Origin of the sequence: Microbacterium sp. NPDC087591 (assembly GCF_044743625.1) — a bacterium.
In the GTDB taxonomy this organism is placed as follows: Bacteria; Actinomycetota; Actinomycetes; order Actinomycetales; family Microbacteriaceae; genus Microbacterium.
In genome coordinates, this window is record NZ_JBIUWU010000002.1 from 682612 (window position 1) to 699515 (window position 16904).

General features: G+C 67.9%; 17 protein-coding genes. All 17 read right to left on the reverse strand.

Annotated elements, in window-relative coordinates; genetic code table 11:
* The gene (locus tag ACIOVG_RS13920) at nt 1–609 is read right to left on the reverse strand and encodes a DivIVA domain-containing protein (RefSeq protein ID WP_363554321.1); all 609 of its coding nucleotides are present in this window, start codon (nt 607–609) and stop codon (nt 1–3) included.
* Nucleotides 610–759: 150 nt separating this feature from the next.
* Complete coding sequence (locus ACIOVG_RS13925) at nt 760–1056, reverse strand: YggT family protein (protein WP_400874437.1); 297 nt, start codon at nt 1054–1056, stop codon at nt 760–762.
* A 3-nt stretch (nt 1057–1059) separates the two neighbouring features.
* Nucleotides 1060–1539, reverse strand: coding sequence for a cell division protein SepF (locus ACIOVG_RS13930; RefSeq protein ID WP_400874440.1), 480 nt, complete (start codon nt 1537–1539; stop codon nt 1060–1062).
* Between the two features lie 42 nt (nt 1540–1581).
* Complete coding sequence (locus ACIOVG_RS13935) at nt 1582–2286, reverse strand: YggS family pyridoxal phosphate-dependent enzyme (RefSeq protein ID WP_400874443.1); 705 nt, start codon at nt 2284–2286, stop codon at nt 1582–1584.
* Nucleotides 2283–3425, reverse strand: a complete 1143-nt coding sequence (gene ftsZ, locus ACIOVG_RS13940) for a cell division protein FtsZ (RefSeq protein ID WP_400874446.1) — start codon at nt 3423–3425, stop codon at nt 2283–2285. The genes ACIOVG_RS13935 and ftsZ overlap by 4 nt, the downstream gene beginning before the upstream one ends.
* Before the next feature lie 239 nt (nt 3426–3664).
* The gene (locus tag ACIOVG_RS13945; RefSeq protein ID WP_400874449.1) at nt 3665–4600 is read right to left on the reverse strand and encodes an FtsQ-type POTRA domain-containing protein; all 936 of its coding nucleotides are present in this window, start codon (nt 4598–4600) and stop codon (nt 3665–3667) included.
* A gap of 3 nt (nt 4601–4603) precedes the next feature.
* A complete protein-coding gene (murC, locus tag ACIOVG_RS13950; protein ID WP_400874452.1) occupies nt 4604–6004 on the reverse strand; it encodes a UDP-N-acetylmuramate--L-alanine ligase in 1401 nt (466 codons plus the stop codon).
* A 12-nt stretch (nt 6005–6016) separates the two neighbouring features.
* Nucleotides 6017–7096, reverse strand: coding sequence for a UDP-N-acetylglucosamine--N-acetylmuramyl-(pentapeptide) pyrophosphoryl-undecaprenol N-acetylglucosamine transferase (locus tag ACIOVG_RS13955; RefSeq protein WP_400874455.1), 1080 nt, complete (start codon nt 7094–7096; stop codon nt 6017–6019).
* Nucleotides 7093–8334 carry a putative lipid II flippase FtsW gene (gene ftsW / locus ACIOVG_RS13960; protein WP_400874458.1) on the reverse strand — a complete coding sequence of 414 codons (1242 nt, stop codon included), beginning with the start codon at nt 8332–8334 and terminating at the stop codon, nt 7093–7095. Before ftsW ends, ACIOVG_RS13955 begins: the two co-directional genes overlap by 4 nt.
* The gene (murD, locus tag ACIOVG_RS13965; protein WP_400874461.1) at nt 8303–9838 is read right to left on the reverse strand and encodes a UDP-N-acetylmuramoyl-L-alanine--D-glutamate ligase; all 1536 of its coding nucleotides are present in this window, start codon (nt 9836–9838) and stop codon (nt 8303–8305) included. Before murD ends, ftsW begins: the two co-directional genes overlap by 32 nt.
* Complete coding sequence (gene mraY, locus ACIOVG_RS13970) at nt 9828–10934, reverse strand: phospho-N-acetylmuramoyl-pentapeptide-transferase (protein WP_400874464.1); 1107 nt, start codon at nt 10932–10934, stop codon at nt 9828–9830. Before mraY ends, murD begins: the two co-directional genes overlap by 11 nt.
* Nucleotides 10931–12343 carry a UDP-N-acetylmuramoyl-tripeptide--D-alanyl-D-alanine ligase gene (gene murF, locus ACIOVG_RS13975; protein WP_400874467.1) on the reverse strand — a complete coding sequence of 471 codons (1413 nt, stop codon included), beginning with the start codon at nt 12341–12343 and terminating at the stop codon, nt 10931–10933. Before murF ends, mraY begins: the two co-directional genes overlap by 4 nt.
* A gap of 27 nt (nt 12344–12370) precedes the next feature.
* Nucleotides 12371–14137 (reverse strand): peptidoglycan D,D-transpeptidase FtsI family protein, encoded by a 1767-nt coding sequence (locus ACIOVG_RS13980; protein WP_400874470.1) that lies wholly within the window; start codon nt 14135–14137, stop codon nt 12371–12373.
* 43 nt (nt 14138–14180) lie between these two features.
* Nucleotides 14181–14741: a hypothetical protein gene (locus tag ACIOVG_RS13985; protein WP_400874473.1), complete on the reverse strand. Its 561-nt coding sequence runs from the start codon at nt 14739–14741 to the stop codon at nt 14181–14183.
* Nucleotides 14738–15676: a 16S rRNA (cytosine(1402)-N(4))-methyltransferase RsmH gene (rsmH, locus tag ACIOVG_RS13990; protein ID WP_400874476.1), complete on the reverse strand. Its 939-nt coding sequence runs from the start codon at nt 15674–15676 to the stop codon at nt 14738–14740. Before rsmH ends, ACIOVG_RS13985 begins: the two co-directional genes overlap by 4 nt.
* Nucleotides 15677–15778: 102 nt before the next feature.
* Nucleotides 15779–16210: a division/cell wall cluster transcriptional repressor MraZ gene (gene mraZ, locus ACIOVG_RS13995; protein ID WP_207480762.1), complete on the reverse strand. Its 432-nt coding sequence runs from the start codon at nt 16208–16210 to the stop codon at nt 15779–15781.
* A gap of 290 nt (nt 16211–16500) precedes the next feature.
* The gene (locus ACIOVG_RS14000) at nt 16501–16875 is read right to left on the reverse strand and encodes a DUF3040 domain-containing protein (RefSeq protein ID WP_400874479.1); all 375 of its coding nucleotides are present in this window, start codon (nt 16873–16875) and stop codon (nt 16501–16503) included.
* Nucleotides 16876–16904 lie beyond the last annotated feature (29 nt).

Consider the following 16904-nt stretch of genomic DNA (forward strand, 5'->3'; position numbering starts at 1 on the left):
CTACAGTCCGATCGCGGAGACCGGAGTGGAGTCCGTGGATGCCGACTTCTCGTCGAGGTCGCGGAGCTGGCCTTCGATGTAGCCGCGCAGCTGCGAACGGTAGTCGCGCTCGAAGTTGCGGAGCTCGGTGATGCGGGCCTCGAGCGTGTTGCGCTCGCGCTCCAGACGGGCGGCCTCTTCGCGCTGCTTGGCCTCTGCCTCGCTGCGGATGCGGTTCACCTCGTTCTCGGCGTCGGCGATGAGCTGGTTGCGCTTCGCCTCACCCTCGGCGACGTGCTCGTCGTGCAGGCGCTGAGCCAGCTCGATGATGCCGGCGGTGGCAGTGGCGGACACCGTGGGTGCCGGCTCTGCCGGGGTCTCGACGGCAGCGGCCGGCGCGGGTGCGGGGACCTCGGCGACGGGCGCCTCAGCGGCCGGAGCGGCAGCAGGAGCCTCACCGGATTCGTACGCGGCCAGCTTGGCCTTCAGCTCGACGTTCTCCTCGAGGGCCTTGCGCCACTCGATGACGATCTCGTCGAGGAAGTCGTCCACCTCATCGGGGTCGAACCCGTCCTTGAAACGGACGTGCTGGAACTGCTTGGTGACGACGTCATCCGGGGTAAGTGCCATGAGTGGCTCCTCTTTCGATGAGTTCGGTTGCCAGTTTTGTATGGCGCGGTCGTGATGTGGCGCGAACCCGGGGGGCGCACCTGGGTGCCAGCATAGTCCCCGCACCTTTGTGGCGCGACGACACGACACCCGGAGGAGGCGAACTCGCTGTCAGATGAACAGCCTCACGATGTTCATCAGGATGAGCACGATGAGCATCGTCAGCGCGAATCCGAAATCGAGCGAGAGCGAGCCGATGCGCAGCGGAGGGATGATCCGCCGGAAGAACCGGATCGGCGGGTCGGTGACCGTGTAGACGGCTTCCGCGGCGACGAGGCCGAACCCCTTGGGACGCCATTCCCGATTGAACAGCGGAATGTAGTCGAGGATCAGGCGCCCGAAGAGCACGAAGATGTAGAGCAGCAGAACCAGATGGACGATGCTCGCGACGACGGAGAGCAGTTGCACGGGCTACGACTGGTCGAAGCCCGCAGACTCGGCGTCTGCATGGGCGATACCGCCGTGACCCGACACCGCGATGTTCTCCGGCGAGAGCAGGAACACCTTCGAGGTGACGCGCTCGATACGACCGTACAGGCCGAGCGAGAGACCACTGGCGAAGTCGATCAGTCGACGCGCATCCGCGTCGCTCATCTGCGAGAGGTTGATGATGACCGGCACGCCTTCACGGAAGCTCTCCGCGATGAGCTGAGCGTCGCGGTACTGCTTCGGGTGCACGGTGAGGATCTCGTTCACAGCGCCTGCCGCAGGCTGTCGCACGGCGACAGGTCGACGCAGCGGGGTGACCGGAGCCGGAGCGGGCTCTTCGCGTTCACGGTCACGGTCGCGTTCACGGTGAGAGCGGGCGGGCGCCTGCTGCTCTTCTTCATAGGCTTCTTCCTCATCGGCGAGGCCGAGATACACCATGGTCTTCTTCAGCGGGTTACCCATCGTGTCCTCCGGTTCGAACGTTCGGGCTGGTCTGGTTAGAGGTTAACCCCGGTCGGGCCGGGGTCCCGTGATTGCGGAGCCGATCCGCAGGTGTGTCGCACCTGCGGCGATGGCTTCGACGAAGTCGCCCGTCATCCCCGCGGAGATCCACGTGGCATCCGGAGCGAGCTCGCGGACCCTCTCCGCCACGTCGTGCAGACGGGCGAACGCGGATGCCGGCTCCTCGTCGAGAGGCGCGACCGCCATCACGCCGCGGAGACGCAAGGAGGACAGCGAGAGGACGTGCTCGGCGAGAGCCGGCGCGCACGCAGGAGCGACGCCCCCACGCCCCTCGTCGTCGGTGAGGTTGATCTGCACCAGCACGTCGAGCACGTCGTCGCTGTCGGCTGCCCGATCGAGCGAGTCGGCCAGGCGTCCACGGTCGAGCGAGTGCACGACATCGGCGCTGCGGCGGATCGATGCGGCCTTGTTGGTCTGCGCCTGCCCGATGAAGTGCCATCGCAGGTCGAGTTGCACGAGCTCGCCCTGCTTGGCGGTGAGCTCCTGCTGCCGGTTCTCCCCCACCTCGCGAACGCCCAGCTCGTGCAGATCGCGCACCAGGGACGCCGGGTGGAACTTCGTGACGACGATCCGAGTGATCTCGGCAGGATCACGGCCGGCGAGCCGCGCGGCGTCGGCGATCCGTGTGTCGATCGCCGACAGCCGCGCTGCCAGGCCAGCGGACTGCTGAGCCTGGTCGAGCGTCACTTCAGGAATTCGGGGATGTCGATGTCGTCGTCCGCGAAGGCCGGCTCGATACTGGTCGCCGTCACGCGCTGCGGGGTGGGCTCGGACTCCGTGGAGCCGGCGGCGGGCGCCGACGTGTCTTCGGAGAGGGCGACCTCGGGAAGCGTCGCCGCAGGACGGCTCACGACCATCGGGTCCAGCCGCAGCGAGGGCTCGCCGCCGTCGAAGCCGGCCGCGATGACGGTCACGCGCACCTCGTCGCCGAGGCTGTCGTCGATGACCGTACCGAAGATGATGTTCGCCTCCGGGTGCGCAGCCTCCTTGACGAGGTCAGCCGCATCGTGGATCTCGAAGATGCCGAGGTTCGAACCGCCCTGGATGGAGAGCAGCACGCCGTGCGCGCCTTCGATGCTCGCTTCGAGCAGCGGAGACTCGACGGCCAGTTCGGCGGCCTTGATCGCGCGATCGGCGCCGCGCGCGGAGCCGATGCCCATGAGCGCGGAGCCTGCACCCTGCATGACCGACTTGACGTCGGCGAAGTCGAGGTTGATCAGACCCGGGGTCGTGATCAGATCGGTGATGCCCTGCACACCGGCGAGGAGCACCTGGTCGGCGGTCGCGAAGGCCTCGATCATCGAGATGCCGCGGTCGCTGATCTCGAGGAGACGGTCGTTCGGCACCACGATGAGGGTGTCGACCTCTTCCTTGAGCTTGGCGACGCCGGCCTCGGCCTGGCTCTGGCGGCGGCGGCCCTCGAAGGAGAACGGCTTCGTGACGACACCGATGGTCAGGGCGCCGATCGACTTGGCGATGCGAGCGACGACCGGTGCGCCACCCGTTCCGGTGCCACCGCCTTCGCCGGCGGTCACGAAGACCATGTCGGCGCCGGTGAGCGCCTGCTCGATCTCCTCGGCGTGGTCCTCCGCCGCGCGACGCCCCACCTCCGGATCGGCGCCGGCGCCGAGGCCGCGCGTGAGCTCACGGCCCACGTCGAGCTTGACGTCGGCGTCGCTCATGAGCAACGCCTGCGCATCGGTGTTGACGGCGATGAACTCGACTCCGCGGAGGCCGAGATCGATCATGCGGTTGACGGCGTTGACGCCGCCACCGCCGACGCCGACGACCTTGATCACGGCGAGGTAGTTCTGGTTCTGGCTCATGGCCGGCCTCCGATTAGTCGAGCCTTGCGTTCGTAGTCGAGAAGATCGGGGTGAACCTTAAACCTCAACTAGAGGTGTAAAGTATTTCCCGGTATTGCGTTCTCTTGATTGACGGTAAGCGCCGCATGCCGTTGCGGGCGCAGCATTCTGGGCGTGTCGCTTCATTCCTGTCGGATTGCGTCGTCGGCGTCGGTCCCGCACGCAGAAGAGGGCGATTCCGCTCCGTGGTCCAGCCGCCGTCAGCCGACGACAGCGGTCTCGGCGGACGAGACATCGACAGTGGCGGCGTCCGGCTTCGCCGCCAGCGCCTTCTCGAGCACGAGCGCCTTGAGCGCGGACTTCTCGGCGCTCCCCCACACGACCGTCAACCCGCTGTTGAGCGTGAGGGTCACATCGTCGGCGGTGCCGGCGCTCACACCGGTCAACTGTGCGCGCAGGTCGGCGGGCAGGGAGCGCACGACGAGCCCTGCGCTCTGGAAAGCCGAGGAATCGGTACCTGCGGCCACGTCGATCAGCGGCTGCCCCGCCGGTTGATCGGAGGTCGTCGACAGCGCGACACCGGCAGCGTCGACGAGCGTGTAGCCGGCATCGGAGCGGATGACGCCGATCGGTGTGCGCTCGACGATGCGTACCGTCAGGTCATGCGGCGGTCTGGCCTCGAGCGCGTAGGTCTCGATCAGCGGGAACGCCAGCAGAGCCGCCTTGACCTCACTCGTGTCCACGAGCGCCAACGGTGTGCCGATCTGACCGCTCAGTGCCGCTTCCACCGCAGCCGCGTCGAGAGTGGATGCACCGGCGACCGTGATCTTCTCGACGGCGAACAGAGGGCTGTATGCGGCGGCGACGCTCCCTCCCACGAGCAGGACGACTGCACCGATCGCGCTCCACCAGATGATCCGGCGGCGGCGGGAGCGTTGGGTGAACCGGCGGATCTCCGCGCGCAACGCCTTTCGTCTGGCACGTGCAGCCCGCCAGACGTCTCGCGTGGACGTCGCCGGCGTCTCGGCATCCGCACTTCCTGCGTGGACATCCGCGCTGTCCTCCGGCATCGCCGTCGCGTCCGTCGACATCGAGACGGGCGACTCACGCCGGGACGGGCGCAGGATCGACGCCGAGGCTCGCTCCTGCTCCCCCTGGCTCTCCGGGGAGGTCGGAAGCGGTGGGGGCCGACGCACGGACTACGCCTCGACGGTGCGGCGCAGCGACTCCAGCACCTGCGGGATGATCAGGTAGACGTTGCCGCAACCGAGCGTGATCACGAAATCGCCGTCTCGGGCGACGGTCGCGGTGTAGTCCGCAGCCTCCTGCCAGTCGGCGACGAAGTGCACATGATCGGGGTCGCGGAACGCGCCGCTCACCAGTTCGCCGGTGACTCCGGGAACCGGATCCTCGCGCGCGCCGTAGACATCGAGCATGACGGTGTGATCGGCGTACTCCTCGAGCACGTCGGCGAACTCCTGGTACATGTGCTGTGTGCGCGAGTACGTGTGCGGCTGCTGGATGGCGATGATGCGCCCGGAACCCGAGATGCTGCGCATCGCCTCGAGCGCGGCGCGGACCTCGGTGGGGTGATGGGAGTAGTCGTCGTAGACGGTCACCCCGCGCTCGACGCCGTGCTGCTCTAGACGACGTACCGTGCCGGCGAATCCCTCCACCGCGCGCACAGCATCGGTCAAGCCGATGCCCAGAGCACGCAGTACCGCGACCGCCCCCGCGGCGTTGATGGCGTTGTGCACGCCCGGCACCGCGAGCTGCATGCGCGCACTCTCGTCGCCGTGCGTGATCGTCGCTGATACCGGTCCATCCGCGACGATCTCGGTCACGCGCAGGTCCGCGTCGGCGGCCTGACCGAAGGTGAGAACGTTCGGGTGCGAGAGTCCGGCACCGACGCGCAGCGCTCCGGCGTCGTCGCTCGAGATCACGACGGCCTCGCTGGCGGCATCCGCGAACCGCACGAAAGCGTCGTGGAACGCCTCGTCGGAGCCGAAGTGGTCGAGGTGGTCGGGGTCGACGTTCGTGATGAGCGCCACGGCGGTGTCGTAGAGCAGGAACGTGCCATCGGACTCATCGGCCTCGATGACGAAGAGATCGCCTGCGCCGGTCGCGCTGGAGACGCCGAGCTGCTCGATGACCCCTCCATTGACGAAGTGGGGGTCGACGCCGAGGTCGCGCAGCGCGGTCACGATCATGCCGGTCGACGTGGTCTTGCCGTGCGCCCCGGCCACCGAGACCAGACGACGTGAGCCGATCAGCCAGTACAGCGCCTGCGAACGGTGGATGACGTGGAGGCCGCGTTCCTTCGCGAGCAGGAACTCCGGGTTCTCCGGCCAGATCGCCCCGGTGTGCACGACGGTGTCGGCATCGCCGAGATGAGCCGCGTCGTGACCCACATGCACGGTCGCCCCGGCAGCGGCCAGCGCGCGGAGGTTGTCGCTGTCTGCGCGGTCGGAGCCGGAGACGCGGATGCCGGCGTCGAGGAACATCTTGGCGAGTCCGCTCATGCCGGATCCACCGATGCCGATGAAGTGCGCAGAGGTGATCGTCTCGGGAATCGGGAGGGAGAGGTCGGGTCTGATCATGTCCAGCTCAGTCTAGTTCGGGGTGCCGACGGCGCGATCGATGAGCGCGATCACGTTCTCGGTGCCGGTGCGGGTGCCGACCTTCTGCGCTGCGGTCGCCATCGCGGCGATGCGCGCGGGATCGTGCAGCAGGGGGATGACGATACGCCGCACCGCGTCGCCGTCGAAGGTGGCGTCGTCGAGGAGTTCCGCGGCCCCTGCCGCGACAGCCGAGGCCGCGTTGAGCCGCTGCTCGCCGTTGCCCACGGAGTACGGCACGTAGAGCGCGGGGATGCCGAGCGCGCTCACTTCGCTGACCGTCGCGGATCCGGAGCGCGACACGATCAGATCGGCCAGCGCGAACGCGAGGTCCATGCGGTCGACGTAGCGGCGCATCGTGTAGCCGGCAGCGCCGGGGTCGGGCATGTCGCTGCGCTCGCCCGTGACGTGCAGCAGCTGCCAGCCCGCATCGAGGATGTCCTGCCAGGAGCCGGCGAGGGCTTCGTTCAGCCGCTGAGCACCGAGCGATCCTCCGAACACGAGAAGGACGGGCCGGGCGGCGTCGAGCCCGAAGGCAGCGGCCGCCTCGTCGCGGAGCGCGGCACGATCGAGCCCGATGACCTCGCGGCGCAGAGGCATCCCGACGACCTCGCCGCCGCGCAGCGGGGTCCCTGCGAAGGCGACGCCGACGGCTGCGGCCCACCGGGCGCCCAGGACGTTGGCGAGTCCGGGCTTGGCGTTGGCCTCGTGCACGACGAACGGGATGCGCTCTCGACGTGCGGCGACATAGGCGGGTGCGGAGGCGTATCCCCCGAAGCCGACGACCACATCGATGTCGTGAGCACGGATGTGCGCGCGCACCTGCGCGATCGCCGTGCGGAAGCGTCCGGGGAACGCGACGGCCTGAGAATTGGGACGGCGCGGGAACGGCACCTTGTCGACCACGAGCAGCTCGTAGCCGCGTGCCGGGACGAGGCGCGCCTCCAGCCCCTCGGCCGTGCCGAGCACGAGGACCTCGGCCAGGGTGTCGCGTTCACGGAGTCCGTCGGCGACGGCGAGCAGGGGGTTGACATGGCCGGCGGTTCCTCCGCCGGCGAGCAAGTACGAGGTCACTTGGAGACCCTACCCCGCCCTGCCGAGGAACCCCGGGGAGCCGCCGGGCGCTGCGAGGCGGCGCCCGGTTCCACCGCCGGGATCGTGCGCGCGAAGGCCAACAGCACGCCGCAGGCGAGGAGCACGGCCAACAGCGCCGTGCCTCCCTGCGACATGAACGGCAGCGGCACACCCATGACAGGGAAGATCCCGATCACGACGCCGATGTTGAGCACGGCCTGGCCGACGATCCACACCGTGATACCGCCGGCGGCGACGCGGATGAACGGGTCGTCGGTCTTGCGGATGACGTGGAACGCGCCGATCGTGAAGAACGTGAACAGCGCGAGCACGACGATGCAGCCGATGAGCCCGAGCTCCTCTCCCACGATCGCGAAGATGAAGTCGTTGCCGGCAGCGGGCAGCCAGCCGTACTTCTCCTGGGAGTTGCCGAGGCCGAGACCGAAGATCCCGCCGCTCGCCATGCCCCAGATGCCGTGGATCGATTGGTAGCAGTCGTCGAAGTAGCGGCTCATGTCGTTGCAGGGGGCCAGGATGCGGCGCATCCGGTCTCCGCTTGTCAGCGCCAGCGCGAGCACGGAGACGACCCCGAGGATGACGGGGATGATGAAGAGGCGCAGCTTCACTCCGGCGAAGAACAGGCACCCCAGCAGCACGAGGACCAGCACCATCGCGGTACCCAGGTCGTGCCCGGCCAGCACCGTTCCGATGGCGAGAGCGCCGACGGGCACCACGGGGATGAAGACCTGGTGCCACGTGCCGAGCATCGCGTGTTTGCGCAACAGCACGTACGCGATCCAGAGCGCGAGGGCGAGCTTGAGGAACTCCGAGGGCTGCAGCGTGAAGCCCGCGATCTTGATCCAGTTCCGGTTGCCGCCGTCCTCGACACCGAGCGGGGTGAACACCAGCAGCTGGAGCGCGACCGCACCGAACAGAGCCGGCCACGCCATCCGCTTGAGGAACGCGATGGGCAACCTGCTCACGAGGAACATCAGCGGGACGCCGAGGACGGCGAAGATCCCTTGACGAAGGGCCGCACTCCACGGGCTCTCGCCGTTGCCGATCGACGTGGCGCTGGTCGCCGACAGCACCATCACGAGTCCGAACAGCGTCAGCAGCAACGCGGTCGACGCGATCATGAGGAACTCGCTGGAGACCGGGACGAACCGGCGTCCCAGCGACACGCGAGCTGCGAGTCCGCCGGGCTCAGATCCCGGAGGGCGGGCCACCTGCGTCATCGTCGCTCCCCCGGTCGATCCACTCTCGCACCGCTTCGGCGAAGCGATGGCCGCGATCCGCGTAGCTGGAGAACTGATCGAAGGATGCCGCAGCAGGAGCCAGCAGGACTGTTCCCTCACCGTCGACGATCCCGGCCGCGATCTCCACGACACGATTCATGACCTGTCCAGTGTCACCGGCATCGACCTCGAAGACCGGCACCCCGGGCGCGTGTCGCCGGAACGCCGTCACGACCGCGGTGCGCTCGACGCCGATGACGACCGCGGCGCGCGCGGTGCGGCCGGCATCGGCGACGAGGTCCGAGAGGTCGACGCCCTTGAGGTCGCCACCGACGACCCACACCGCGCCCGGGTAGGCGCGCAACGAGGACGCCGCCGCATGCGGATTGGTCGCCTTCGAGTCGTCGATCCAGGCGATGCCTCGATGCCGCGCGACGACCTCGATGCGGTGGGCGTCGAGGCGGAACCCCTGAAGGGCCGCGTGGATCGCCTCGGGCTCCACCCCGAGCGATCGGGCCAGGGCGCTGGCGGCGAGGATGTTCTGCACGACGTGCGGGGCGGCGAGACCCACCCGTTCGAGGTCGGCGAGCGTGGTCAGCTCGAGAGCGCTGCGAGAGCGGTCGTCGAGGAACGCACGGTCGACCAGCAGGCCCTCCACGATGCCGAGATCGCTGGGGCCGGGGATTCCGAGATCGAAGCCGATGGCGCGGGCGCCGTCGACGACCTCCGCATCCTCCACCATCCGTCGGGTGGCCTCGTCGGCCTTGTTGTAGATGCAGGCGACACGGGTGTTGCGGTAGACCAGAGCCTTCGCATCGCGGTACGCCTGCGCACTGCCGTGCCAGACCAGATGATCGTCCGCGAGGTTCAGACAGACCGCGGCATGAGGGAACAGCTCGCCCTCTGCGTCCGACTGCCCGAGATACCAGAGCTGATGGCTGGAGAGCTCGACGACCAGCACGTCGAAGCCGGCGGGGTCGCGCACGGCGTCGAGCACCGGCACGCCGATGTTGCCGCACGGAGCCGCCCGCAGTCCGCCTTCGGCGAGCAGCGTCGCGGTGAGCTGCGTCGTGGTGGTCTTACCGTTGGTGCCGGTGATCAGCACCCAGTCGGCCGGTGAGCCGTCTGCTCGCGCGACCTTGTCGCGCAGCCGCCAGGCGAGTTCGATGTCACCCCAGAGCGCGATCTCGGACTCCTGCGTCCATCGGATCACGGGGTGCGTCGGCGAGAAGCCGGGAGAGGCGATGACGAGCTCCGGCGCGAAATCGCGCAGCGCGGCGGGCACCTCGGCCAGCGATCCCAGCTCGAGCCCGGCACCGATGACGGGAAGCAGCCGGGCGTACTCCTCCTCGGCCGACTCGCTCAGCACGAGCACATCCGCGCCGAGCTCCGTCAGCGTGTCGGCGACCGAGAATCCGGTCATCGACAGGCCGAGCACCGCGACGCGCAGGCCCTTCCAGTCGGCATGCCAGCTGGTCAGGCTCCGCAGACGCTCAGCCGACACGTGTCAGCCACTCCACGTAGAACAGTCCGATGGCCGAGACGGCCAGCAGGCCGGCGATGATCCACAGGCGCACTACGATCGTCACCTCGGCCCAGCCCCGCATCTCGAGGTGGTGGTGGAAAGGACTCATCAGGAACAGCCGCTTGCCACGGGTCAGCTTGAAGTAGGCGCGCTGCAGGATCACCGATCCGGAGGAGAGCACGAACACGCCGGCGAGGACAAGGAGCAGGAGCTCGGTGCGGGTCAGGATCGCCATCGCGGTGATGACGCCACCGATGGCCATCGAGCCCACGTCGCCCATGAACACCTTCGCCTTGGGCGCGTTCCACCAGAGGAACCCGATCAGCCCCGCGGCGAACGACGCCGCGATGATCGCGAGATTGAAGGGGTCGCGCACTTCATAGCAGCCGCCCAGCGACCCGGGATCTCCTCCGGCGCAGGGCTGCTTGAACTGCCAGAAGGCGATCACGCTGTAGGCGCCGACGACGATGACTCCGGCTCCCGCTGCGAGCCCGTCGAGACCGTCGGTGAGATTCACGCTGTTCGACGTGGCGACACCGATCACGGCGATCCATGCCAGGTACAGCGCCCAGCCGAGCACGATGCCGAAGGCGAAGAGGTTCAGCCAGGTGATGTCACGGAACAACGAGATCGACTCGCTCGCCGGCGTCTGACCGAACTTGTTCGGGAAGTTGAGTGCGATGATCCCGAAGGGGATGATCACGAGCAGCTGGCCGATCACCTTGCGCCACCCCGAGAGTCCGAGGCTGCGCTGGCTGCGCACCTTCATGTAGTCGTCGATGAAGCCGACAGCGCCGAAACCGACCATGAGCCAGATGACCAGGAGCGCCGACAGCGCCGGCTGCTCGCCGCTCACGTAGACACCGGTGAAGTACCCGACGATCGAGCCTGCGATGAAGATCACACCGCCCATCGTGGGGGTTCCGCGCTTCGCTTCGTGACTCGGATTCTCGACAGCCTCGGGGGTGCGGATGACCTGCCCCCAGCCCCACTTCCGGAAGAGCCGGAGGAAGACGGGAGTCAGGAACAGGGTGAAGGCGAGCGAGATCGCCGCCGCCATGATGAGTGACCTCACGAGAACAATTCTCCCAGACGATCGCCGAGATGCCGAAGGCCCACGGAATTGGATGACTTGACGAGCACACGATCCCCGTCACGGAGTTCCGTGCGGAGGTACTCGAATGCCGCGTCCTGGTCGGGCAGATGCACTGCCTCGCTGTCCCAGGAGCCTTCGCCGACGGCGGAGAGATAGAGCCTGCGGGCTTCGGGGCCGACCACCACGATGCGCTGGATGTTCAGGCGCACGGCGAGCAGGCCGATGCGATCATGCTCCTCCCCTGCGCTCTCGCCGAGTTCGCTCATGGCACCGAGGACCGCGACGGTGCGCTCGCCAGGGCCGGTGATCTGCGCGAGGGTCCGCAGGGCCGCGGCCATCGAATCGGGGCTGGCGTTGTAGGCGTCGTTGATGATGCGCACCCGGTCGCTGCCCATCGGCTGCATGCGCCAGCGTTCGGCGATCTCGACCGTCTCCAGACGCGCGACCGCATCGGCGGTGGCGACGCCCAGCACGCGAGCCGCGGCGATGGCCGCCAGCGCATTCGTGATGTGGTGAGCGCCGAGCACGCGCAGGTGCAGCGGGATCTGCTGCCCGTCTGCCTCGATGACGCAGCGGGTGCCCCCGGCGGTGACCTCGATGCCCTGAGCGCGCACATCGGCGGCCGTTCCCTGACCGAAGCCGACGACCGTCATGCCGCGCGACTCGGCGAGTTCGCGCATCGCGGCGACGCGCGCATCGTCGACGCCGAGCACGGCGGTGCCGTTCGCCTTCGCCGCGGAGACGAGCTCCGACTTGGCCTTGGCCGTCTCCTCGATGCCGCCGAACCCACCGGCATGCGCCATCCCGACCATCAGCACGACCGCGATGTCGGGCTCGACGAGCCCGGCCAGTCGGGCGATGCTGCCTGGAGCCGCAGCACCGAACTCGCTCACCAGGAAGCGTGTGTTCCGGGTGACGCGGAGCATGGTGACCGGAGCGCCGACCTCGTTGTTGTACGAGTTGATCGGAGCGACGGTCTCGCCCTCGTCCGCGAGGATGCGCGCGAGGAAGTTCTTGGTGGTGGTCTTGCCGTTGGACCCGGTGATGCCGACGATGCGCAGGTCGCCGTCGGCACGCACGCGTGCGACGACCTCGCGCGCCAGGTCGGCGAGAGCCGTGATCACATCGGCGACCACGATCTGGGTCACGTCCTCGTCGACCGGATGCTCGACGATGGCCAACGCCGCTCCCGCCGCGACGGCGGCGCCGACGAATCGGTGGCCGTCGGTCTCTGCGCCCGGCTTGGCCACGAAGATCGAACCGGGCGTCATCACGCGGGAGTCGGTGTCGACGATGCCGTCGACGACGGTCTCGGCGGAATCGGTTCCGGCGAGGCGCAGTTCACCGCCGACCGTTGCGGCGATCTCAGCAAGCGACAGGGCGATCATGACATCTCCAGGCGCGGCTTTCGCCGGCTATTCGAACTTGGGCAGCAACTCATCCATCGGTACGGAGGAAGGCATCACGCGATAGGTCTTCATCACCTGCGTCATCGCCTTCTGGAAGGCGGATGCGGTGGCCGCGGACGATACAACCTTAGTCGGCTCGTCCAGAGTGACCACGACGACGTACTGCGGATCGTCCACGGGAGCGAAGCCCACCATGCTGGTGAAATACACGCCTGCCTTGTATCCGCCCTTCCCGTCGGGAACCTGCGCGGTACCGGTCTTGCTGGTCACGCGATAGCCGGGAACCTGGATGCGCTCGGCGTTGCCACCCTGCACCGCGACGTTCTCGAGCATGCGGGTGAGCTCGGCGGCGGTCTGCTCCGTGACGATCTGCTCGTGCTTCGGCTTCTCGGCGGACACCACGGTGCCATCCTGCTGCGTGCAGGATTCGATCAGCGACAGATCGATCTTCTCGCCGCCGTTCGCGATCGCCTGGTAGGCCCCGGCGACCTGCGCGGCGGTGACGGTGAAGAACTGTCCGAACGTCGTGGTGTACAGCGACTGGTTGTCCCACTCGCTCACAGGGTGCAGGGTGCCGGAGACCTCGGTCGGGAAGCCGATCGTGTCCGTCCCGACGCCGAAGCGCTGCAGGTAGTCGTAGCGCACCTCGGGGCTGACCGTGGTGCCGAACTTCGACAGCGCCACGTTCGAGGAGTCGATCAGGGCTCCCGCGAGCGTGTAGTTGTAGGCCGCGTGCGAGAAGGCGTCGTTGATCACCGCGCCGTTGGGGAACGTCTCCCGCGACGACGCGGAGACCGTGCTGAGCGGCGTGAGCCCTGCACCCTCCATGGCGGCTGCCGCGGTGATGGCCTTGAACGTCGATCCGGGCTCGAAGTCATGGTGGAAGATCTCGCTGCCCCAGTCGTCGGCCGTCATCGAGCCGAGATCGTTGGGGTCGAGCGCCGGCCACTCCGCGGCGGCACGGATCTTGCCCGTCTTGACTTCGACGACCGTCACCGTTCCGCCCTTGGCACCCTGCTTCTGGGCTTCCTCGGTGATCATCTGCTGCAGGTACCAGTTCAGGTCGCTGTTGATGGTCAGCTGCACCGTCCCGCCGTCCACCGCGTTCACGGTGCGCTCGCTCCCGGGGATGACGACGCCGTCCTTCCCGATGCGATAGCTCTCCTCACCGTCGACGGGTGCGAGGCAGGACTGCTCCATCTGCTCGATACCGGCCTGCGCCTTGCCACTGCCGTCGAGGAACCCGACGATGTTCCCCGCGACGGCGCCGTTGGGGTAGACCCGGGTCTCTCGCGCCTTCATGTGCAGGTAGGCGAGCTTCAGATCGCGGAGCTCGATGTACTGATCGGTCGTGAGCGACTTCTTGAGCTGGACGTACTGGCTCTCGGGGTTCTCCGCGAGAGCGTTCGCCACGAGAGCACGCACCTCATCGCCGGTCTGGCCCGTGACGGACGCGATCTTGTCTGCGGCCTCGTCCCAGGGGACCTTCGGATCCTTCTTCTCCAGCTCGGTGATCACGAGGGGGCTGAGCTCCGCGTCGTAGACCATCACGCTCGAGGCGAGAACTGTTCCGTTCGAGTCGACGATCGCCCCGCGCTGTCCGGGGATGCGGTCGCCCTTGCCGATGTGCTGGAGGGAGTCGTTGACGTGCTCGTCCGCGCTCACCACCTGGATGTCGACCAGACGCACCACGAATGCCGCGAGCACGGCGAGGATCACAGCAAGGGCGACGACGGTCCGTCGCCGCGGTCCGCGGGTGGCTCGTGTCGTCATGGGATCTCTCCGTCGAATGGTGGGCGGTCGGCGTGCGGTGCGGTCAGTGCGTCGTGGGGCTGGGGAGGCCGTCGGTGATCGCCGGCGGCAGGTCCTGCGTGCCCGGATCGACCGTGCCGTTCTCCGGCACGGGGGTGTCGGCCGGAGGCGCGGTGATGAGCGAGTTGCCCACGGCGCCGCTGCCGTTCGGGTCGACGGTCGATGTCCAGTCCGCGCCGGAGCCGACGCCGAACACCGCGCCGTCGCTCAGACGCAGGTACGAAGGGGAACCTGCGACCACCATGCCGAGATCCGCCGCTTCACTGGCGAGGGCCTGCGGCGAGCTGAGCCCGGTCAGCTCCTCCTGAAGCGCATGCGTGCGCAGATTGAGTTCGCGCTGCTGCGATGCCAGATCGGCGAGCACGAACGAGTCCTGTGTGATCGCCAGCGAGAGCCCGATCTGCGCTGCTCCGATCGCGAGCGCGCCGCCGAGCGCCATGAGCGCGTATGCCAGCTTGGGCTTGCGACGAGGCGCCGCCTGAGTGACGGGATGCAGCCGGCGCTCGGGAACGCGTGCGGGGGCGACCGGGAGTGCCGGCTTGCGGACGGTGGCGTTCAGGCTCATGCGCGGTCACGTACTTTCTCAGCGGCCCGCAGACGCACCGGGATCGCCCGCGGGTTGCGTGCGCGTTCCGCGTCGTCCGCGAGCTCAGCCCCCTTGGTGAGGATGCGGAACCGGGGAGCGTGTTCGGGCAGTTCGACCGGGAGCCCCGCAGGGGCCGTCGACGCGGCGGCCGCGGCGAACGCCTGCTTGACCAGGCGGTCTTCGAGCGACTGGTACGACATCACGGCGATGCGGCCGCCGACGTTCAGCGACTCCATGGCGGACGGGATCGCGTCGGCGAGGACGTTGAGCTCGGCGTTGACCTCGATGCGCAGCGCCTGGAAGACCCGCTTCGCCGGATGCCCTGCGCGCTGCGCGGCCGCCGGAGTCGCGGCGATCAGGATCTCGACGAGCTCGCCCGAGCGCAGGATCGGCTTCTTCTGCCGGGCCTCGATGATGAAGCGGGCGTACCGACCGGCCAGCTTCTCCTCGCCGTAGCGTTCGAAGATGCGACGGAGATTGCCCTCGTTGTAGGTCGCGATGACCTCGGCGGCGGTGATGCCCTTGGTCTGGTCCATCCGCATGTCGAGCGGGGCATCCTTCGAATACGCGAAGCCGCGCTCGGCCTCGTCGAGCTGCAGCGAAGAGACGCCCAGGTCGAAGAGGATCGCGGATGCGCCCTGCGCATGCAGGCCGATCTCGTCGTACACGGTGTGCACCAGCGTGACGCGGTCAGCGAACCGGGCGAGCCGCTCCCCCGCGATACGCAGCGCATCGGTGTCGCGGTCGAGCCCGATCAGGCGGATGTTGGCGAAGCGCTCCAGGAACGCCTCGGAGTGCCCGCCCATGCCGAGAGTGGCATCGACCAGCACCGCTCCGTCCGCCTGCAGGGCAGGAGCGAGCAGCTCGACACAGCGGTCGAGCAGTACGGGGGTGTGAATGTCTCGGAGGTTCATGATCTTTCTCGGGGTGACCTTCGGCTCTGATCCCCCTCCGCTTCGCGACCCGGCACCGGGGAAGTGTGTCGGGGCGGGAGCGGCGGGGCATCACAGCCGTGGTCAGAAGAGTCCCGGAATCACCTCCTGCTCGAGTTCGGAGTAGGTCTCCTCGCCGGCGGCGAGGTAGGTGTTCCAGCTCTCGGCATCCCAGATCTCGGCGTGGGCGCCGACTCCGGTGACGATGAGCTCTTTCTGCAGTCCTGCGTACTGACGCAGATGTGCGGGGATGGTGATGCGGTTCTGGCTGTCTGGCATCTCCGCACTCGCACCGGAGAGGAACAGTCGCATGAAGTCACGCGCCTGCTTGTTGGCGAGCGGAGCCTGACGGATCCGCTCGTGCATCGCCTCGAACTCGGCCGTGCTGAAGACGTAGAGGCAGCGTTCCTGGCCTCGGGTGACGACGATGCCGCCGCCGAGGTCCTCACGGAACTTCGCGGGAAGGATGACCCTTCCTTTGTCGTCCAGCTTCGGTGAGTGCGTACCCAGCAACATCGGCCATCACCCCCTCTGCGTCCGGCCAACTCGAGGTGCGCCCCACTTTACTCCACTTTCCTCCACAAACCTACGGTCAATCCTCGCCTGACTCCTCGATGCGGACGAAGCACCCCTGATAATCCGCGGAATGTCGGGGTGGAGGAAGGTGGAGGACAGGTGGAGGGACGACGCCCGCGGCGGGCACGCCCCGCGCGCCCCGGAGATGGGCGTCACCCGGCCCCACACGCAAGAAGGCCCGGATGCTCAGAGCATCCGGGCCTTCTCGAGAAGAAAGTGGAGGGGGGTGGTCAGTGACCGTCCTGTCGCCGATCCCATCGATCGTTCATGCGATCCATGAAGGACGCGGAATCCTGCCGCTTCGCGGAAGCGGACTCTCGGGGGGTTACGGGAGTGGTTCGTCTGACCGGCGTCACAGCGAACATCACCCCGGCCAGCATGGCGGCGAATCCGATGACGCCGACCACGATGCCCCAGACGTCACCGAGGATCACACCGGCGATCAGTGCGCCGACCCCCGCCAGCAACAGCAGTGCGCCGTAGACGAGGTTGCGATAGCTCAGTGTGCGGTCGCCTGACGGCGCGCTCACGACGTCCGCGTCGTTGTGGAGGAGATGGCGTTCCATCTCATCGAGCAGACGCTGCTCCTGTTCGGAGAGTGGCATTTCGTCCCCCTCGGGTATTCGTTCATCCA